This is a genomic window from Olsenella intestinalis, from assembly GCF_023276655.1.
Classification (GTDB): domain Bacteria; phylum Actinomycetota; class Coriobacteriia; order Coriobacteriales; family Atopobiaceae; genus Olsenella_J; species Olsenella_J intestinalis.
In genome coordinates this window covers 1,248,373-1,269,941 of record NZ_JALGRK010000001.1, presented here as the reverse complement: position 1 = coordinate 1,269,941, position 21,569 = coordinate 1,248,373, and the positions used below count along the sequence as shown (strand labels likewise).

The window sequence follows — 21,569 nt, the reverse complement described above, 5'->3', positions numbered from 1 at the left end:
GACGTTAGTTGGAGTTCTACAACAATCAGGAGGGTCATCTTGAAGCATAGGAGGGACGGCTACATAAGAGGAAGCCGCCGTCTTGAATACATAAGCATCCTCAATGTCATTTCCGCCTTTGGCGTGGTTATGCTTCACTGCAACGGATGCTTCTGGGAGGGACCGGCACAGGGGAAGTCCTGGATTAGCGCCAACTTCATCGAGACCTTGTTCTACTGGCCCGTCCCCATCTTCTTTATGATTTGTGGCGCAACGCTCATGGGTTATCGAGACCGAATGGGCACCTCGGACTACCTGAAGCGCCGCGCGCGCAGGACGCTCGTGCCCTTCCTCATCTGGAGCCTGATCGGATTTGCATACTGCACGTTCTTCTCGTTCGTAGATGGAAAGCAGCCCGACCTATCCCTAACCACCATCATCGATGGAATAGTCAACACGAAGTACGTCGGCATCTATTGGTTCTTTCCACCACTATTCGCGGTATACCTTGCAATCCCGATCTTTTCGGCGATATCTGACAAGAAGAGGGTCTTCTCCTACGCGGCGATTGTCGGAGTCGTCTTGGTCTCGATCCTGCCCCTACTGTTTCAGCTACTCCATTTGAAGTGGAACTCGAGCATCACACCGCCACCCGTTACGGGATACATGCTGTACGCAATACTTGGCTGGCTGCTGAGCAAGGTGGAAATCAAGCCGAGATGGAGGGTCGCAATCTACGTGCTGGCCGTTGCGGGTTGGCTGACACACATGTTCGGAACGCTTGCCCTCTCGTCCCCTGAAATCGGCATCTCGAAGGTCTTCAAGGGATACCTCAATATTCCGGCCGTTGCCCAGGCGCTAGGCGTGTTTGTCTTCGTGCGCTATGCGTGCGAGAGGAATAACGCCGCGACGCAGCGTATCGCAGCCCTCTGCACCGCGATCGCCCCGCAGACCTTTGGCGTGTATCTGATTCACTGGTACGTGCTGAACCTCATCAGGCGCAGCGGCATGGTTCCCATCCACTCCATTGTCTATCGCACGGTTGGAGCTCTTCTCGTCTTCTGCCTTTGCATACTGGTCACGTGGCTGTACAGGTCCGCCGTTGCAGGGATCAGATTCATGTCAGCGCAAAGGAAATCAGAGGCCGCATAGCACACGGGCGCCAAGTGGCGCACGGGGCTCAGTCAAGGCGAGGCTCTTCTCGTCAGCTTGATGTCTCTCCCCTACTTCCCCGTGCCGTCGAAGACGGCGGAGAAGGTGCGCAGGACGATGTTGAGGTCAAGCGTGGCCGAGGCGTGGCGGGCGTAGTAGAGCTCGAGCTGCTGGCGGCTGCCGTCGGCGTAGGTGGCGTCGTTTCTGGCCTGCACCTGCCACCAGCCCGTGACGCCGGGCTTGCAGCTGAGGAACTCGTCGAGGTCGTCGCCGTAGTGGGCGAGCTCCTCGTCGACGACCGGTCGCGGGCCGACGACGCTCATCTCGCCCTTGAGGACGTTGACGAACTGGGGGAACTCGTCGAGGGAGGTCTTGCGCAGGATGCGGCCGACGGCGGTGATGCGCGGGTCGTCCTCCACCTTGCGCTCGCGCTCCCACTCGGCGAGCTGCTCGGGCGTGAAGTACTTCTGGACGTCGCTGGCGTCGGCCACCATGGAGCGGAACTTGTAGAGGTTGAAGTGACGGCCGTGCAGGCCGACGCGGCGCTGCGTGTAGAAGGGCGAGCCCTTGCTCTGCAGGGCGATCACGAGGCAGAGGACCAGGCCGGGGATCACCATGAGGACGATGACGACGAGACTGAAGAGGACGTCGAGGACGCGCTTGAGGAAGTGCGTGTAGAAGCGGCCTCCCCTGCCGGGGTAGTTGATGGTGGGGAGCTCGCCGAAGTAGCCGAGGGTCGCGCCCTGGATGGTGGGGTCGATGAGGTCGAGGGCGACGTGGCAGGCGGCGCCCATCTGCGCGGCGGCGTCCACGAGGGTGGTGAGGTGGGCCTTGGCGACGTGCGGGGCGGAGACGTAGACGTCGCCGACCTGGAGGTCAGGGAGGGTGGCGGCGAGCGTGCGGGCGAGGTCGCGCGGCGCGCAGTCGATTGCGGCGCCGCAGACGTCGCCGGTGACGCGGGGCGCGGCGGGGGTGGCGGGCGCGCCGGTCGCAGGCGCGGAGGCGTCGAGGGCGAGCCAGCCCGCGACCTCGAAGGCCTGGCCGACGGAGAAGCGGTCGCGGAGCTCCGGGAGCTGGCTCTTCTCGGCGATTACGAGGATGGGAGTACGGACGCCGCGGCGCGAGAGCATGCGGCGCGAGACGCGCTTGAGGGCCTGGCGGGCGAGGAGCATGACCAGGGCGGCGATGGGCACGAAGTAGGCCATCGCAAGGCGCGAGGGCATGGGCTCGGCGTGCATGACGAGGGCGAGGAACGAGACGCCGAGCACGAGCATGGCGACGTAGGCGACGACCACGCCGAGCTCCTGGACGGCGCGGCGGCGCATGAAGCCGCGGTTGATGTGGAGGGCGTAGTTGAGGAAGGTGACCAGCAGGACGAGCGAGAGGTAGACGATGCGGTTGGTGCGGACCTCTGCGGGGGCGACGCCGGCCTCGGCGAAGCGGACCTGGACGGCAGCCCAGAAGGACGCCAGGACGCAGACGACGTCCATCGCCCAGAGGGCGAGCCTTCTGAGGGTTCCGCTTCTGTCCATTGGCTTCCTGTTGTCGGGGTTGGTTGGTCGAGCTAATGATAGCAGGCAGGGGCACGGGGGCGGACACGGCGCATGCGGTCGTGGGAGAACACCGCCAGCCGCGCCGACGCGAGCAGTCTCAGGGGCCTTCATAGACAATTTGCTTCGGACAACATGCCTTAATTCAACAGATAAGAACTTCTATGGAAGGCACGTCCACTAGACTAGAAACTGTCGCATTCCTCAGCAATCACAGTGAAATGAACAAAGGAGCAGGATGTCTAGTGGACGACTGAGAATAGCTTGGCTTGATTTCGCCAGAGCCCTTGCCATCATTTCAGTCGTAATGTGCCACAGCGTCGAAAGCATCTACACGCTTAGCCCAGCATCCCTCGCAACGCTTAGCACGCAGACAAACATCTTTGCCGTAACGGCCTTCACCTTCGGGCGAATAGGCGTACCACTGTTCCTATTCATTTCCGGCTATCTTTTGCTAGACCGTCCCTGGGACAACCAAGCTTGCAAACGATTTTGGAAGACCCATTGGCTCCCCTTATTCGCATGCATTGAAGCCTGGATCGTTATCTACTTCTTCTTTTTGAACTACACGGCAAAACAACCGGCACAACCAAACGATCTCATTCTCGAAATGCTATTTCTCAAGAAAGTCGGGATGGGTCATTACTGGTATATGCCCATGATTATCGGCTTTTACCTATTCCTGCCCATCATGGGCGCCGCCCTAAGTCGGCTTGAGCCGCGAACCATCGCCTTCCCTTTGGCCGCAGCATCGCTTTGTTGTTTCGTCATCCCCATAGTGAAGCCAGTGATGGCGCTTGCGGGCATGTCAGTAAAACTTGATCCGCAAATCAACGTAGGCTTCGCTGGTGGTGTCTATGGCATCTACCTCATCCTAGGGTGGTGCGTAAAGAAGCAGGCATTCAGAAGAATTCCCACAGTCGCCTTGGCGTGCGGCGGCATTGCCCTATTCGTGGGCTGCGTGGCGCTACAACACGTCTGTCATGCACGCAGTGTTCAATATAACGTCTGGTATGACAGCGGCGCACTCATGCTTTGCGGTTTGATGGCATTCATACTTATGTCCAAAATGCCTCCCCAATGGTTCACAAATAGCAAACCAGAACCCCGTCAGGGAGATATGGCGACCCCCCCCCCGACAGCAAAACCTTCTTTCCCGCGTCTCTTATGTCCTCTCGTACTATTCCTTCGCACTGTATCTCACGCATTACCCAGTCCAAATGCTATTGAAGGCCTCCATCAAGCAGCTGCCCCTTTCCATGCCCATGCAGACAATCGTTCTGTTTCTATCCAGCCTGCTTATTAGCCTCGCGGCATGTTGGCTCATTGCCAAGCCCCCTGTCATCGGGAAAAGGCTGCTCTACCTGAAATGACTACAGCAGACCTGAGTTCTTCAGGCGTAGATCCAGCGCCGTAGTGGAAAGGGATCTAATATGCGATCGACAGGCCCAGTAGTTGTCTGTTTGATTTGCTGGTCAAAGGTGTAGTTCCACACAGGGAGACGCAGCGTAACCAGCCAACAAGCCGCATGGCGTAGCTAGACCGGAAGCATTTCAGCCGTTTTTGTAGCTAACTCGGAAAGATTTCGCCCGTTTTTGTAGCTAACTCGGAATGATTTCGCCCGATTTTGTAGCTAAGTCGGAAAACTCCCGCAATGCAAGGAAACGGTTCTTGAAGGAGCGGGGTCACTCAAGCATCGCTCTCGCAGGCAAGGGGCAGGCTCTTCTCGGCCGTTCGTGCCCTTTGGGGCAGAGGGGCTACCTGGCGTGCTTGGGGTTGCCCGCCCACTGGCCGCAGCGCTTGAGCATCTCCATGCGGCTCTTGACGTAGCGCTTCTCGATGGCGTCGCCGAGGGCGCGCGTCATGGCGACGAAGGCGCCGCTGCCGAAGCACGCGAGGAGCGAGTCGATCGCCACGAAGACGCCCGGGGCGAGGGCGGCGACGCGCATGGGCGCGAGGTCGGTGCCCGGGAGCTCGAGCGCGCGGATGATGATCAGCGCGGCCAGCGGCATGAGCAGGGGCCCGTACCACTGCTTCTGGACGAGGCTCGTGAGCTCGCAGGTGTACGCGCCGCTGGTGCGGACGTCGACGTGGACGCCCGAGACGTGGCTCGCGACGCCGTTGGCGATCTGGCGAAGGGCGCCCGAGACGTGGCCGGAGAGCGCCTCGTAGGCGAGGAGGTACGTGGGGTAGACCATCGCCGAGACCCAGGCGAGGTAGTCGATGGGGCCGGCCGTGGGACCCACGTTGAAGCGGGCCTCGTTGCCGTTGACGAACGGGAAGTTGAGCCACCAGACGCCGGCGAAGGCGAGGCAGAGGACCACGCGCAGGAAGTGAGGGCCGAGCAGGAAGCGGCGCAGGCGGTGCGTGCCAGGCGCGGCGTCGACGGCGGCGTTGGCCTGCTCCTCGGCGACGGCGCTGCGGGGGTTGCCGTGCTCGTCCCAGAAGAGGGAGTCGTCGACCTGGGTCGCCCCGACCTTCTCGCCCGTGGGCGCGTAGTGGACGCCGACGCCGTAGGCGCCCTCGGCACCGCCCACGAGGTCGCGGTGCATGGTGGCCTCGCGGTTGTCGTCGAAGTATTCCTTGAGGAGCGCGTAGGCCTTGTTGACCTGGGTCATCTTGCGCTGGGCCTCGGCCGGGTCGAGCCCGTTTCTGGCCGCGGCGTCGGGGTGGCACTGCTGCGCGAGCGCCATGAAGCTGTGGCGCAGCTGCCTGCGGTCGTATCTCTCCGGCAGGTCGAGAATGGCCTCGGCCTCGGCCTGCGTCATGTCCTGCTTGGGCACTGTTTCCTCCCCTGGTGCGGCCGCGCGGCGGACTAGCCCGGTGCCGCGCGCTCTGGTGGATTCTAGCAGCAACCGACGCAGAGGCAAAACGGGAGGGGCCCGTGGGTGCGGGCCCCTCCCCTGTCGGTCGTGCGTCCGGACGCGTGCCTAGCCGGCCATGACGGCCATCCAGCCCACGCCCTCGAAGTGCCAGCCCAGGCGCACGAGCGCGTCGTTCTCGGCCTCGGAGGTCGTGAAGTTGTGCGTGCCGACGGTGGCGTAGGGGTTGTACTGGCGGAGCACCGGGACGGAGCCGCCGGAGTTCCAGCCCACGCCCTCGTAGTTCCAGCCTGCCGCCACGAGCGCGTCGCGCTCGCCGGCGGACGGCGTGTAGTGGTGGTCTCCGGCGTAGGGGTTGTAGAGGCGGTAGACGGGCTCTCCGCCCTCGATGGGCGCCCACCAGCCGACGCCCTCGTAGGACCAGCCGACGCGGCTCAGGAACTCGCGCTCGCCGGGGGAGCTGGTGTAGAAGTGCTCGCTCGAGTAGGGGTTGTAGAGGCGGAACATCGGGATCGCGTCGGGCCTGTCGGGCACGATCTTGAAGGTGGCCTGCGCCGTGCCCGTCCAGTTGCCCGTGCCGGAGATCGTGACCGTCGCCGTGCCGACCCCGACGTTGGACTCGTAGGCCGCCTCGTAGTCGACGCCGGAGACGAGCGCGCGGCCGAGGGCCGTGACGTCGAGGGCGGGCTCGATGAGACCTCCGGTCTCCACCTGGTCGGCGATCGGCGCTATGGCCGACTGCGCGATGTCGGCCGGGGCGATGGCGTAGGTGACCTCGATCGCGTCGGCGGGATCGACCAGCGGGTCCTCCCAGACGCAGTTCGCCGGGTCGGCGAGGCGGACGGTGGCCACGTGCTCGCCGGCGTCCGTGGCACGCTCGTCCTCGGCGACGCAGAGGGCGTCGAGGTCGACGCCGAGCTGCGCCTCGCCGTCATAGACGAGGCCGATGACGGGCTGAGGCGTGCGCGCGACGGCGGGGACGATACCGAACGTGGCGTCGAGCGTGCCATAGTAGTCGCCCCTGCCCGTGACGGTCACGCATGCGGTGCCGACGTTGACGTTGGACTCGTATGCGAGCGTGAAGTCGACTCCGTGCTCGAGCGTGTGCGTGGCGCCCTGGGAATCGACCCAGGTGACGGTCGGCACCGGCTCGAGCTCCGTGCCCGTGTAGGTCTGGTCGGAGATCGGCAGAACCTCGCCGGTCGAGAGGTCGGCCGAAACGATGGTCAGGTCGGACTCGACCAGCGTGACGGCGTAGTTGGGGTTCTCGCCCCAGGTGGCGAAGATGCGATGCGCACCGGCATGCTCGCCCGCGTCGCGCCCGTAGGCAAGGCCGACGAGCGACTCCGTGCCCACGAGGCCAGAGACGCTGCCAGTGAGCTCGGGGTCGGCGTCGCCGAAGGTCTTGGACTTGGCGTCGCACGTGACGGTGACGGCCTTCGGCCTCACCGTGACGGGGACGGTGGCCTGGGTGCCCGAGCCGTCCGCGGCGATCGCGTAGTTGGCGTTGACCGCAGCGTCGGCGAGGCGGGCCCCGGTGACGGCGACGGCACGCCCCTCCCCCGCCGCGGCGTCGGAAAGGGAGCCGGTGACGGCAGCGAAGTCGGGCACGGGCGTCTCGCCGAGGACGGCGCCGTCGAGGCGCGCCTGGGAGAGGTCGAGCTCGACCGCGGTGGTGCCGTCGTAGTCGCGCGCGACGGCCGTGACGCCGGCGAGCGTCAGCTCGCGGCGGGAGACCTCGACGCCGGCGACGACGAGCTGGGTGCCCGCCTCGTCTGCGGCTATCGCGTAGTTGCGGTTGACGTCGTTTCCGGCGGCGAAGGCGATGCCCGAGACGCGGGCCTCGTGGGTGCCGGCGGACCCTGCGTCGAGCGTCGCGGAGACGGCCGCCCAGTCGAGCGTGGGCGTCTCGCCGGCGACGGCGCCCGTGAAGGTCGGGCCGCCCTCCGCCACCGTGACGAGCTGCGGGTCGACCGAGGTCGTGGCGTCATAGGGGCGTCCCGCGACCGAGACGCCGCCGGTGATGGTGAGCTCGGCGGGCGCGATCGTGTAGGACCCGACTGCCGACGAGCCGGCGTAGTTGCCGCGGCCGGTGGCCTTCACCCAGTACGTGCCGGCATCGGTGGGACCGGCCGCGGGAGCGGGCTGGGTACAGGCCTCGTCGAGCCAGCAGGAGACGTCGTAGTCGTCTCCCTCCCTGAGCGGGTCCTGCTGGCCGATGCGGACCTGGACGGAAGCCTTCTGGGCGGAGCCGGTGTAGGTGGCCGTCTCGCAGGTGACCGTCGCGTGCTCGAAGGTTGCCGGCGCGATGTCGAACTCGCCGACGGATCGCGAGGCCGCCCAGTCGGACGTGGCCGCAACGGAGGCGCGCACGTAGTAGTGGCCCGCGGCCGTGGGCTTGGCCGTGGTGGTTGAGGTCGGGCTGAAGGTGGGCACGGTCGAGTACTCGAAGGAGGGCTCGCCGGCCTGCTGGAAGCGCGCCTCGCCGACCGGCTCGTACGTGTCGCCGAAGACGAGCGAGGTGGGGTTGACGCCCGCGGCCGTGACCCAGGAGTTGGGGTTGGGGTCGACGACGAGGGTGCCCTCGGCGTAGGCGAAGGTGTAGTCGTCGGCCGTGCCGCCCGTGGGCACAAGCTGATAGGTGCCGGCGTGGACGGCCGACGAGGTGTCGACCGTGGGCGCGGAGTAGCCAAGGGCCGTGGAGGCGCTCTCGCCGCCCACGAAGCCCGTGACGGCGACGTCGGCGGGCATCTCCTCGCCATAGGTGCCATGGGAGGCCGGGGCGAAGGTCGCCGTGAGGGTGGCCTTGAGGATGTTCGCCGCCGAGGCGACCGTGGTGCCGGTCAGCTCGTAGTTGGCGTTGGTGGGGTCATCCACGTCGAGCGCGAGGCCGCTGACCGTGGCGGCGACGCCCGTGCCCGCCCGCGGGCTCGCGAAGGCGGCCGAGGCCGCGGAGCCGTCGAGCGTCGGCGTCTCGCCGGCGACGACGCCCACGAAGGAGGCTCCTCCGACCACGGCGGCGGCCGCGGTGGTGCCGTCGTAGACCTTGTCCGAGACCGGGACCGAGATGACTGTGAGGCTCGCCCGGGCGATGTCGACGGGAAGCGTCGTCTCGGCGAAGGCGTAGTTGCGGTTGACGTTGGCGGCGCCGGCGTCGTCCGCGAGTTTAAGGCCGGAGACGGTCGCGGTCCGCGCCGTGCCGGCCGACGGGTCGGCGAGCGTTGCGGAGAGCGGCGCCGTGGCGTCGATCGTGACGCCCTCGCCGGCAACGACGCCGGAGGCGATCTGCGGGGCGCCCGTGATCTCGACTGCGGTCGTGCCGTCGTAGGCGCGCGGGGTCGCGGTGATGCCGGAGACGGTGAGGAGCGCCGGCGTGACCGTGGCTGCGGCCGTGGCCTGGGCCCCGCCCTCTGCCGCCGCGATGCGGTAGTTGGCGTTGGCGGCGTTGCCTACCGCGAGCGCGACGCCGGAGACGGTGGCCGTGCGCTCTCCGACGTCGGGCGAGTCGAGCGCGGCCGCGGCCGCGGAGACGTCGAGCGTGGGCGTCTCGCCGGCGACCGCGCCCGAGAGCGCGAGCGCGGAGCGGTCGAGCTGGGCCGTGGCGTCGGTGGTGGCGTCGTAGGGGCGGGACGCGAGCGCCTGGGCCGAGAGCGTGAGCTCGGCGGGCATGATCTGGTAGGCGCCGGCCTTGAAGGACTCGGGCGCCTCGCCCTCGGACTGCGTGGCGTAGTTGCCGACGCCGACCGCCTTCACCCAGTAGGTGCCGGCGGCGACCATGTCGGAGACCTCGACCTGGCGGGTGAGGGCCTCGTCGGCGTAGTACTCGAGGACGTAGTCGCGCCCGGCCACGAGGGCCCTGCCGCCGACCGTGACCGTGGTGGCGGGCTCCTGCGGGAAGGCGTTGTAGGTGGCCGGCGTGCTCGCCACGACGGCGTTCTCGAGCGTGGCGGGCAGGATCTGGAAGGCGACCGTGGCCTCCGCGGCCTCCCAGTCGTCGCCCTCGGGGACGGTCGCGCGCACGAGCCAGGTGCCAGCGGCGGTGGGCTTGGTGTTGCCGAAGCCGGCGCGTGTGCCCTCGCGGCCCCAGGAGTAGGAGATGGTGTCCGAGCCCCAGGAGGAGCCGGCGACGCCGGCGTAGTCCTCGCCGAAGACGGGCGCGGCCGGCTCGGTGCCGAGGCCCGTGACCTGGTTGGAGGCGCGGGCGATGGTGGCCGCGACCACATGCGGCGCCGTGGAGCCGTCGGCCCAGGAGAGGAGCGACTCGTCGACGCCGAGCACCGCAGCGGAAATCTCGGCCGTCACGGAGTAGTCGCCGGCGTGGGTCGCGACGGCGTTGCCGTACTCGTCGATGCGTTTGCCCTCGTTGTCGCTGCCGACCGCGGCCGTGATGGAGTTGAGCCTCACGCCGTCGGAGGCGGCGAGCACCTGCTGCTCGGAGGCGTTGTAGGCGAGGCCCGAGGCGGCGACGGGCACGGGGATGCGCCACTTGGCGCTGATCTTGACGTCGGCCGTGCCGCCCGTGTAGGTCGTGGTGCCGGAGCCCGGCGTGAGGGTGCCGACCTCGCCCTCGTCGCCCACGCGCTTGACCGCCCAGCCGTCGAAGACCCAGCCTCGGGCGTCGCAGGTGGGATCGGGCAGGTCGAGGGTCGCGGCGAAGGCGAGGCTCTTCTCGGCCGCCTGGCCCGGGGCCAGCTCGCCGCCGTTGGCATCGATCTTGACCGTGTACGTGCGCGGCGTGGCCGTGTACTCGGCGTGGTAGGTGATCGCGCCGGTGACGGGCAGGTAGGGGTTGTTGAAGTCGTTTCCGGACTCGTCGGCCCAGCGGGCGAACGTGTAGGAGTAGTCGCGGCCGGGCGCGCGCTCGGGCGTGGCCGCAGGCGCCGTGGCCGTGGAGCCATAGTAGGCCGAGCTGGTCGCGAAGGTGGCGTCGTCGTTTTGCCAGGTGACGGGGTAGGAGTCGATCGCGTAGTAGAGGCTCACGACCGTGGAGCCGTCCTCGGCGACATAGAGGGGGTCGGCCTGGGCGGGGTGCGCGGCGTCCGCGAAGGTGGTGCGGGAGGCGTCGAGGGTGTGGCCCTCGACGGTGCGCTGGACGTAGGTGGCGTCGTCGCCGGGAAGGCCGGTCGCAGCGTCGGTCGCGGTCGGGGTCGCCGGCCAGGCGGGGGCTCCCGTGGAGTCGAGCTCCTGCACGTAGTGGTCGACGTGGTAGGCCTTCTTCTCGAGGTCGGTCTCCCACTTGGCAAAGAGCGTGGCGTTGGCCGTGAGCTCGCAGGTGGTCGACGTGGTGACGCGCTGGCCCCAGTCGCCGTCGGTGGTGCCGTTCTTGGTCCACCAGCCGGCGAACGTGTAGGTGAAGGTCTGGCCGCCCTTGGTGTAGGTGCGGGTCGGGTCGGGCGCGGGCACGGCGTAAGTCGTGGAGTAGGTCTGGGCGACGCCCTGGGTGGTGGCGCCGCCGTCGAAGATGCCACCGTTGGCGTCGAAGGTGGCCGTGGTGCCCAGGTTGTCCGCGCGGACGGCGAGGTCGCGCGTGCCGGTGAAGTTGTTGGTGCCGGTGAGGCGGACCGTGTAGGTGCCCGCGGCGCCGATGGCCTCGACGGGGTTGCCGCCGGAGTCGAGGAGCTGCGCCGTGAAGTCCGCTCCCTCGGCCGAGGTGAGCTCGCGCGCGACGGAGGGCGCGGCGATGCTCGCGGACGCGACGGGGCGGATGGGCTCGCCCGCGAAGGTGTAGACGTAGGTGGAGCCCTCGAGCGAGCCGTCGAGCGTGGCCGTGACGGCGGCGTCCGTGAGGGGGCGCGGCTGGATCGCGAGCGTGCCGGGCGTGGTGGCGAGCTCGTAGTTGGGGTCCGCGATCGTGGCCGTGATGGCGCCGGGGTAGGTGCCGGCCGGCGAGTCCGCCGCGGTGGAGCAGGCGTAGGCAAGGCCGATGGAGGCCGCGGTGTCGCCCGAGGCGTAGGTGCCCGAGACGGTGCCCGTCAGCTCGGGCAGAGCGTCGCCGAAGACCATGCTCTTGTCGTCGGGCGTGACCGTGAGCTGGCGCCTGTAGATGATGTAGGTGCCGTTCTCCACCGTGACGTCGTAGTTGGGATCGTCGTTGTGGCTGACCCACATCACGTAGGTGTCGGCGTTCTGCGAGGTCGTGGGGTTGCCCGCGACGTCGGTGCGGCGGACGGTGGGTGCGAGCGCCGCGCGTGCGATGGCGGCGGCGTCCTCGGTGAGGCCCGCGATCTCGACGTTGTAGGTGGGCTCGCCCGCGACCTTGTCGTAGGTCTTGCTGGAGCTGCTGCCCGAGGCAACCTCGGCGCGCAGCGTGACCTTGACGGGCTCGATCTGGAAGGTGCGGCTCGTGGTGCCGGTGAAGTTGCCGGTGCCCGTGGCCGTGACCGTGGCGTTGCCGGCGTTCGTGTTGCCGCTCCAGCTGAGACTGTAGTCGCGGCCCTCGTTCACCTGGTCGTCCACGAGGTCGCCCGTGTAGTCGACGAGAAGGGCCGGCGCCGGCTGCTGCGCCTCGCCCGTGTAGGTGAGGGGCGCGACCTCGGCGAGCTCGCCGCCGGAGATGTCGAAGGGCGCGACCGTGACGGTGAGGGTGTGGGGCGCGACGCTGCCGTCGTCCCAGCGGTGGTTGGCGTCCGGCGTGGCGACGACCGTGTAGGTGCCGGCGGTCGTGAAGTAGGCGCTGCCGATCTCGGTCCCGTCGAGCCAGTAGACGCCGTAGCCGGTGGCCGCGGCGGGCGCCATGGTCACCTCGAGGGTGAAGCCCGTGGCGACCGCGACGCCGACCTGGGCCGACCCGTTGTAGGTGAGCGCGGTGGCGGTGGGCTTGGCGATGGGCGCGCGGCCGATGGAGAAGGCCTTGCGCACGGTGCCGGCGTAGTTGCCGCGGCCCTCGACGACGGCGACGGCGGTGTTGGTTCCGACGTCGACGTTGGACTCGTAGGTGACCGTGTAGTCGGTCCCGTTGGCGAGCACGCGCGCGCCGTCGCGCACGGTGACGGGCGGCGTGACGGCCGATCCCGTGTAGCCCTGCTCGGCGATGGCGTCGACGTTGGCGTCGGCGAGCGCGAGCTGGCCGATCGCGAAGGGCGCCGTGCCCGTGAGGCCCGCGTAGTCGTCGGTCGCCTCGACCGTGGCGCGGGCCACGTAGGTGCCGACCTCGGTGGGGGCCACCTCCGAGAAGGGCCCGACCGCCGTCGCGGCGTAGTCCCAGGCGACTGTGGCGCCCTCGAGCGGGAAGCGCGGCGTGGCCGAAGGCGAGAGCGCCGTTCCGTAGGTGACGCTCGCGCAGGCGGGCGACGCGGTCCAGCTGTTGGTGGCGCGCTCGACGGTGGCGAGGACCACCTTGGGCGCGGTCGTGCCGTCGGCCCAGGTGACGTTGCGGTCGCCCGCGCGCAGCGTGGCCGTCACCTCGTAGGTTCCGGCGTGGGTGGCGAGCGCGCCGGAGGACGTCGCGCTTGCTCCGTCGGCCTTGGCGGTGGAGCCCGCGGCCGGGGCGATGGCGAGCTCGTAGCCCTCCCCCGCCGCCACGACGACCTGCGCCGTGCCGTCGTAGGTGCGCGTGGTGGCGGCCGGCGCCGCGACCGTCCAGGTGGCGGTCACGACCGAGGCCTCGGTGCCCTGCGTGAGGGTGCCGCCGGAGACGGCGGTCGAGGCGCCGGAGGCGACCCAGCCCGCGAAGGCGTAGCCCGCGCGCGTGGGTGCCTCGAGCGTCTGGGTGGAGCGGTAGGCCAGGTCGGCGTCGCGCCTGTAGGTGCCGTCGGGCTGCGGCGTGAAGCCGGCCTGGGTCCAGGCGCCGCCGTTGGGATCGACCGTGACGGCGTATGCGGCCTCGGCGTAGGTGGCGGAAAGGACGTTGCTCTTCTCGTCCACGCCCATGGTGATGGTCGTGGCGGTGGCGGGACCGAAGCCCGCGACCGTGGGCGCCTCGAGCGCGACCTTGGGCGCAGGCGTCGTGCCCTTGAGGCCGAGCGTCGCGCCGTAGGCGGCCGTGCCCGAGGTGGCGGGCGCAAGCGTGGCGCCGGCGCCGTCCTTGAAGGTGGCCGTGTAGGCGTAGGTGTTGCGCGTGTAGTAGAGGCTCACGATGGTCGCGCCGTCGTGGCGCGCGGTGGACGTGTTCGCCGTGGCCGGGTTCTCGACGACGGCGTAGGAGAAGGTAAAGCCCTCGGTGTCGGCGGGCTTGACCTCGATGGCCGACCCCGCCTCGACTAGGCCGCTGACGTAGCCCATCGACGTGTCCTCCGCGAAGGTGGAGGCGTCCTCGTCGAGGTCGACGTCCTGCTTGTAGGCCTTCACGTGGAAGGTGGTCGTCTTGATGGTGTAGGAGAAGCTCACCGTGAGCGACATGCCCGCCTCGCCCGGCGCGCCGAGCGTGAGGGTGCCGGCGTCGTCGCCGTCCTTGGCCCAGCTGCAGGCATAGGTCTTGCCGTCGAGGGCGAACGACGTGGCGCCGGGCGCGACCGTGGCGGAGTGCGCCTGCTGCCCCGGCGCCGCGAGGTCGGTGACCGTGACGGAGTCGAGCTCGTAGTTCTCGTTCACGGGCGCGTAGGCGACGCGCTGGCCCTCGACGGTCGCGAGGCTCTCGGCCGAGGCGGAGGCCGCCGTGGCGCGCGCGTCCGCACCCACGCCCACGAGGCCATCGGTGGCCTCGGCCGCGACGAAGGTGGTCTCGACGAGGCGCGCCGTGAACGTGGCCGTGCCCGTGACGGCGACGGTCGCGTAGTCGTCGACCATGCCGGTGCGGACGGTGCCGTCGGGCTCGGTCACGCTATAGGCCCAGCCCAGGAAGGTGTAGCTGCCGGTCTCGACGCCGATGCCCGCCGGCACCGAGCGGCCGTACTCGACCTGGGCGTTGCTGGCGTCGTCGAGGATGCCCGCGGTGCCCGTGAGCGTGACGCCGTGGTCCGCCGAGAAGGTCGCGGCAAAGCTGTCGCGGCTCCACCTTGCGTAGAGGGTCGTCGCGCCGCCCTCGATCTTGCCCACGATGGTCGTCGAGGTGACGTTCTCGCCCCAGTCGGCGCCCGCGGCCTCGCCGTAGGGGTCGGCGGCCGTCGCGGGGTTGTTGGTCCACCAGCCGGCGAACGAGAGGCCGGGCAGGGTGGGCGCCGGCGCGGGCAGCGCGTAGGCGCTGTCGTAGGTCTCGTCGAGCGTGACGGCCGTGGCGCCGGAGAAGGAGCCGGCGTTGGCGTCGAAGGTGACGTCGTAGTGCCTGGGGCCGACCGTGACGGGCGCGAGCGCCACGCCGGTGAAGTTGCCCCTGCCCGTGAGGGCGACGTTGTAGCTGCCCACGGCGCCAATCGAGTCGATGGGAGAGCCGGCGGCAGTCGCGAGCGTTGCCGTGAAGTCGCGATCCCCCACGAGCGCTTCGGCCACGTTGTCGCCGTTGTAGTCGAGCGTGGCGGAGGCCACCGAGACGTCCGCGGGAAGCGTGAGGGCCACGCCCTCGAAGTCGTAGGCGCCCGTGGCGCTGTTGAGCGTGACGGTGGCGCGCGAGATGTCGGCGGGCACGATCTTGAACGTGGTGGTGGCCGCGCCCGTGAAGTCGCCGGTGGCCGTCGCGGTGGCCGTGGCCTGCGCGGCATTGGTCACGTCAACGTTGGTCGACCAGGAGCTGTCGAAGTCTGCGGCCGGCAGCGTGTAGGTGCCTGCGTCGCTTACGAGCGAGACCGTGAGCGCGGGCTCGAGCGCGGCGCCCGTGTAGGTCTGGTCGGGAATCTCTGCGAACGTGACCTGGGCGCCCGTGCCGGGCTCGGCCAGGGAGCGCTTGGCGATCGAGAAGGTCGCGCTCTGCTCGCCCTGCGTGTTTCCGTAGGCCACGTTGCTCGTGGGAATGGCCGTCACCGTGACGGTGGGCGCCGCGGCGGCGGACTTGTCGGCCGCGTGGACGTTGTTGGACCAGGCGAGCGTGTAGTCGACGTCCTTCTGCAGGGTGTAGGTGGTGGTGCCGATGGTGCAGGCCACCGTGGGCTCGGGGCGCTGCTCGAAGCCCGTGAAGGTGACGTCGTCGACGCTGATCTGCGCGCTCTCGATGGTGAGGCGGCCGATGGTCGCGTCGATCACCTTGTCGGACGTGGTGCCGTCGTCCCAGGTGGCGCCCGTGGCCTTGGCGGCGTCCGAGAGGGCGACCGTGATCGCGTAGGTGCCGGCGTCGGTGACGTAGGCCTTGCCCTCGTCAGCGCCGGGACCGTAGATGCCGTACCCCGACGTGGACGTGGTGGCGCCCGACGGCGCGACCGAGACGATCTTGTGGCCGGGCGCGACCCCCATGACGGTCTGCGCCTCGCCGTTGTAGGTGAGGCCGCCCGTGGCGGTGGGCGGCGTGACCTTCCAGGTGGCCGTCACCGTGGCGTCGCCCGAGCCCATCTTGAGCTCGCGCGGGCTGCCCGACGCGGCGACCGTGGTCTTGACGGCCGTGCCCTCGGCGTCGGTCACCTTCCAGCCGGCGAACGTGTAGCCGGCGCGGCTGGGCGACGCGAGGCTGGCCGTGGTCGCGAAGTCGATGTTGCTCTTCTCGTACACGCCCTCGCTGCCGGCGACCGGCGCAAACCCGGTCGGGGGCGTCCAGGTGCCCTCGGCCCCGTTGAGGTCGATGGTCACCTTGTAGTCGCGTATCTTCCAGATCGCGTAGAGGGTCACCACGTCGCCGTCGATCTTGGTGAGGCGGCTCACCTTGGCGCCGGCCTCGAAGCCCTCGTCGGGCGTGGTCTTGGTCTTGGAGAGCGACCAGCCGAGAAGTTCGTAGCCGTCGCGATAGATGCCGTTCTTGCTCCAGATGGGCAGCGTGATCTGGTCGGTGAAGCCGTGGGACTCGGAGTTGTTGTAGCCGTACTCCTTGGCGTTGACCGAACCCGAGCCGCCGTTGGCGTCAAGCGTGAGGACGTAGGTGTTGGGCTTCCACTGCAGGTAGAGGTCGATCGAGGTGTTGGCGGCGGGCTCGTCGGTCGCCGTGAAGGACTGGCCGAACTCGTAGGTGGTGCCCGATCCGTCGGGCTTGGTGTTCCAGGAGACGGCCTTGAAGCCGGGGTTGGACCAGAGGCCGCTGGCGACCTTGGCAAATCCCGCACCGAGCGCGCTGATGGGAGCCGCCGAGACCTGCGTGGCGTCAGAGCCGTCCTCGGCGTTCATGTGGTAGACGATGTCGAAGGAGTTGTACTTGGTGAGCGGCGTGAGGTAGCCGTGGTCGTTCAGGGTGCGCGCCTTGCCGTAGGCGGCCGTGTACCTGATATAGAAATTGCCTTCCTTGGTGGTGGGCATGTCGGGCACCTTCGTCGTCTTAACGGCGGCGGGGCTGTAGTACTTTCCGACGAGATTGCCGCATCCTCCGAAGAGGTCGTAGTAGCCCCTCGCTCCCGGGACGCCGCTCGACGCGGTGGGAATCGTCTCCCTGAGCGCAGGGTTATTGAACGCCGAGGTGGTGTCCGCGCAGAGGATCGTCGTGAGGTCCCTGCAGCCATAGAAGGCGTTGTAGGCGTTGGTGACCTTGCTGAGGTCGAAGCCGGAGAGGTCGAGTGACTTCAGGCACGGGCTGTTTCCGAGGTCGCCGCGCTCGCCGTTCGCCTGGTTGTAGCCGAACATGCACTGCATGTCCTCGACGGCGGGCGCCTTCACGCCGCTCATGTTCACCGTCTCGAGCTTGGAGCACATGTTGAACATGAAGGCGACGCTCGAGTTGTTGAGCATGTTCCATCCGGAGATGTTTGCCTCCTTCAGGTTGGTGCACCCCAGGAACATGCGGTCGGTCGTGGTAGCAGCCGACGTGTTGAGCTTTGAGAGGTCGAGGCTCGTGATAGCCGTGAGGCCGCGGAACGAGTTGGAGAAGATCTCGGTGCGCGAGGTATCGAGGTACTCGAAGTTCTCGAATGTCGTGAGGCTCTTGAAGTTCAAGCGGTCCGTCGAGGCGACCGTCGTCCCGACCTGGCGGTTGAGGAACCAGCCGTAAAGGCTGTAGGGCTGGACGTCCTTGAAGGTGGGGTCGAAGGTGACCTTCTTGATGTCGGCCTTGATGCCGTCCACGTTCTGGTAGTAGTTCTTGGCGTTCCAGGGCGGCAGATAGTCGTCGAGGCCCCTATAATACGAGTCCGTGCTTGACGCCGTGAAGTAGGTCTCGCCAGGGTACGCCGTGAGGTCGGTGGTGAAAATCAGCTGGTCCTTGGTGCCGTTGTTGTCGTTATCCTTCATAACGGCGTAGAACTCGGTCTCCTTGATGTACTGCGCGTAGAGCGTGCCGGGCTCCGAGAAGAAGTTGGCCATGTTGGTCGAGACGCGCACGCCGTCAGTCGCCTGCGTGTACCAGCCGCTGAACTTGTAGCCCTCCTGGGCAACGGGCGCCTCGGGGAGGGCGAAGTTCTCGCTGTAGCGCTCGTCCTTGGTGAGCTTCGTGTTGGAGACCTTGGTGAAGCCCTCGGTCTCGGTCACGGTGGTGCCACCGTTGTCGACGTTGGCGTCGAAGGTGATCTTGTAGGCGTTGGGGCCCTCCCACACGGCGTAGAGCGTGACGGTGTCGCGGTCGATCGAGGAGAGCTTGCTCACCTGCTGGCCACCGTCGTAGGCCTTCGCGGTGGCCGTGGGCGTGAGGCCCCAACCCTTGAAGATGTATCCGTCGCGGTGCACGGTGGTGGCGTCCGGCAGGATGCGGGCGTCCTCGTAGGGCACGTCGCTCATCGCGGCGGCTGTGGTCGTGCCTCCGTTGCCGTCAAACTGCACGCTGTAGGTGTTGGGTGCCCACTGGAGGTAGAGGTCGAGGCTTCCGTTGGCCGCAGGCTCGAGGGCGGCGGGAAGCTTCGATCCGAATGCGAGGGTCTGCCCAGGCTGCTCGGCCGTGGGGGCGGCAACCGTGTTCCAGGAGAGCGCGTGGTAGCCCTCGCGCGTCCAGAGGGCGCTCGCGAGCGTGGGATACGAGCCGATGATCGAGTGGAGCAGCGACGTGGAGGTGGAACTCACGTCCATGCCGCCGGCGTTCATGTGATAGGTCACGCCATAGGAGTTGAAGCGCGTGGCGGGCGTGAGGTAGCCGTCGTTTGCGGGCGTGCACGCCTTGGAGTACGTCGCGCCGATCTCTGCGCTCGTGAAGGCGCGCTGACCCGAGACGCCGCCGGCCGCGTTGTAGTACTTGCCCACGAGGTTAGTGCAGCCGTAGTAGGTGTGGTCATTGTCAGTCACGCCAGTCAGGTCCGTACCCTCGGCCACGAGGATCGTCTTGAGCTTCGAGCAGCCGCTGAAGGTGCGATTCGTCGTCGTCACGTGGCTGAGGTCAAAGCCCGAAAGGTCGATGACCTGGAGGCTGCGGCAGTTCGAGAACATGCCCTCGATGTCCGTAAGCGCCGACGCGGTGGCGCCGCTCATGTTGAGGTCCGTCAGTGCCGCGCAGTTGACGAACATGGACGCCATGGTGGTGACGTTGTCCATCTTCCAGCCGGAGATGTTGACCGAGCGCAGCGTGGAGGTGCTGATGGACTCGTTGTAGAAGGCGCGGTTCATGTCGAGTGCGGCCGAGGTGTCCATGCTGGAAAGGTCGAGCGTCGCGAGCGCCGGCAGGTCGCGGAAGGCGCAGGCGAACGACTCGGTCTTCGAGGTGTCCAGGTACTCGAAGTTCTCGAAGGAGCTCAGGCGCTCGAAGTTCTTGACGTTCTGGTTGAACCTGTTGCCGAACCAGCCGCTGATCGATCGGGGCTGGACGGTCTTGAAGCTCTGGTCGAACCGGACCTTGGTGATCTTGAGGCCCGTGGAGGGCTTGTTCCAGTCGGCGTACTTGCTCGCGTCGGACTGGCCGCCCACGAGGTCGTACATCTTGGTGGTGTTGCCCGTGAAGTAGTCCACGTTGAGGGTGCGCCCGGTCGTTGCCGCCGCGTCAGCCGTGAAGGTGAGGAGGTCCTTGGTGCCGTTGCCGTCGGTGTCGTCCACGAGGACGTAGAACGTCTGGTCCTTGATGTACTGCGCGTAGAGCGTGGTGGGCGCCAGGATCTTGACCGTGCTCGTGGCCGAGATGCGCTGGCCGCCCACGGGCGCGGTGTACCAGCCGCTGAAGTAGTAGCCGCTCGCGGGCGTGGGATTGGAGCTCGGCATCGCGTATTTAGCGTCGAAGGTCTCGGTCGCGTTCTGGGAGTACGCGGTGCCCCCGTTTGCCGTGTTGCCGTCAAAGGTGACCGTGTACTTCTCGGGCGACCAGACGGCATAGAGGGTGAGCTCGTCTCCGTGGACCGCAGAGAGCTGGCCGTAGGTGGCGCCGGAGTCGTAGGCCTTCTGCGTGGCCGTGGGCGTGAGCGCCCAGCCGAGAAGGGCGTAGCCCTCGCGCGTGACGTCGGTCGTGGTGGGCATGGTGACCTGGCCCGTGGCGTAGGCGACGTCCGCGACGGGCGCGGGCGAGCCGACACCGCCGTTGGCGTCGAAGCGGACGCTGTAGGTGTTGGCCTCCCACTGCAGGTAGAGGTCGGTGTCACCGAGGTCGGCCGCGAGCTTCTGGGCGAAGCCGAAGCTCGTGCCCGAGCCGTCGGGCGCCGTGTTCCAGCCGGTGGCGTGGTATCCCATGCGCGACCACAGGGCGCTCGCGATGGTGGGATAGGAGCCGCCCACGTCGTACTTCATGCACTTGACGCTGTTGGTGACGTCGAGGCCGTCGGCGTTGTAGTGGTAGGTGATGCCGTAGGAGGTGTTGGCGTCGGCCGCGGTGAAGTAGCCCTCCTGGCTCGGCGTGCGGGTCTTGGCGAAGGTCGCGCCCACGTTCTTCTTCGCCGCGAAGGTGGTGGTGCGCCTCACGCCGTTGGCGTCGACCGAGAGGCCGACGAGCGCGTTGTTGTTATAGAAGGTGTTGGTGCAGTTGGCGCCCGTCATGTTGGCGCCCTCGGCCGTGATGATCGTCTTGAGCGACGAGCAGTTGTAGAACATGTTGGTCGCGTTGGTCACGTTGCTGAGGTTGACGCCCGAGAGGTCGACCATGGTGAGCGACTGGCAGTTGCCGAACATGTACTGGGTGTTGGTCACCACCGGCGCGGTGGCGCCCGCCATGTTGACGGTCTTGAGCTTGGGGCACTCGTTGAACATGTACTCGAGGGCGGCGACCGAGTTCATGCGCCAGCCCGAGAGGTTGATGCTCTCGACGGACGTGTTGGAGAAGAAGGCACGGTCCATGTACTCGGCCGCAGAGGTGTCGAGGCTCGAGACGTCGATTGTCTTGAGGCTCGCGAGGCCGCGGAACGAGTTGGCGATGTTCTTGGTTCGCGAGGTGTCGAAGTAGGCGAAGTTCTCGAACTCGGTGAGCGGCTCGAACACGCGGTGGTCGGTCTGGAAGTCCATGAACCAGCCGTTGATGTTGACAGGCTGGACGTCCTTGAAGCTGGCGTCGAACGTGACCTTGCGGATGCGGTCGGGGTTCTTGGGCTGGTTCCACTCGGCCTTGCGGCCGGAGAAGAAGGCGTAGTCGTAGTTGGTGTAGCCGCGGTAGTAGTCGGTCCCGAGGGTGCGGCCCGTGGTCGCCGCGCTATCGGCGGTAAAGGTCATGTGGTCCTTCACGCCGTCGCCGTCGGTGTCGTCCACCAGGACGTAGAAGGTCTCGTCCTTACCGTACTGGGCGTAGAGGGTGGTGGGCGCCGAGGAGGTCACCTTGTCGAGCGCGTTGTAGCGCATGCCGCCCTGGCCGGACTGCGTGTACCAGCCACTGAAGTAGTAGCCGCTGGCGGGCGTGGGGTTCGCGGGGAACTGCCAGGCTGCGCCGACCGTCTGCTCGATGGTGGCGACGGTCGCATCGCCGTTCTTGAAGGTGACGGTGACCTTCTCGGCCTGCGGCTCGAGGCTGGCGCGCTCGTCTGCCGCGGCCTGGAGGGCGCGGTCGTGCTCCTCCTCCATGCGCGCGGCGGCCTCTACCTCGCGCTGGGTCTCCTCCGCGGCTGCAGCCTCGGCGCGGGCACGCGCGAAGGCGAGCGCTCCGGTGCCTGCAAGCGCGGCGGCGAGAAGCGATGCCGCAACGATGCCCGCGACCCTGCCCTTGGAAAGCGGCGTGCTGGACTTGCCCATGGTGTCCTCCAGTCGTCTTCGCCCCCGGTGGGGCGGCCGCGCCGAAAGGCGCGAAAAGACCGAGTGAAAT

At 67.5% G+C, this 21,569-nt stretch carries 5 protein-coding genes; 2 read left to right on the top strand and 3 right to left on the bottom strand.

Going from position 1 to position 21,569, the window contains the following annotated elements:
• Positions 1-39 precede the first annotated feature (39 nt).
• Positions 40-1,131 carry an acyltransferase gene (locus tag M5D76_RS04710; protein WP_248922226.1) on the top strand — a complete coding sequence of 364 codons (1,092 nt, stop codon included), beginning with the start codon at positions 40-42 and terminating at the stop codon, positions 1,129-1,131.
• 71 nt (positions 1,132-1,202) lie between these two features.
• On the opposite strand, the gene M5D76_RS04705 is transcribed toward M5D76_RS04710, so the two are convergent.
• Positions 1,203-2,663 carry an exopolysaccharide biosynthesis polyprenyl glycosylphosphotransferase gene (locus tag M5D76_RS04705; protein WP_248922225.1) on the bottom strand — a complete coding sequence of 487 codons (1,461 nt, stop codon included), beginning with the start codon at positions 2,661-2,663 and terminating at the stop codon, positions 1,203-1,205.
• Between the two features lie 256 nt (positions 2,664-2,919).
• On the opposite strand from M5D76_RS04705, the gene M5D76_RS04700 reads away from it, so the two are divergent.
• The gene (locus tag M5D76_RS04700; protein ID WP_248922224.1) at positions 2,920-3,987 is read left to right on the top strand and encodes an acyltransferase; all 1,068 of its coding nucleotides are present in this window, start codon (positions 2,920-2,922) and stop codon (positions 3,985-3,987) included.
• Between the two features lie 451 nt (positions 3,988-4,438).
• On the opposite strand, the gene M5D76_RS04695 is transcribed toward M5D76_RS04700, so the two are convergent.
• Together M5D76_RS04695 and M5D76_RS04690 are read right to left on the bottom strand one after the other, a co-directional pair.
• Positions 4,439-5,464: a DnaJ domain-containing protein gene (locus tag M5D76_RS04695; RefSeq protein WP_248922223.1), complete on the bottom strand. Its 1,026-nt coding sequence runs from the start codon at positions 5,462-5,464 to the stop codon at positions 4,439-4,441.
• Between the two features lie 147 nt (positions 5,465-5,611).
• Positions 5,612-21,499 carry an InlB B-repeat-containing protein gene (locus M5D76_RS04690; RefSeq protein WP_248922222.1) on the bottom strand — a complete coding sequence of 5,296 codons (15,888 nt, stop codon included), beginning with the start codon at positions 21,497-21,499 and terminating at the stop codon, positions 5,612-5,614.
• Between the last annotated feature and the right edge of the window lie 70 nt (positions 21,500-21,569).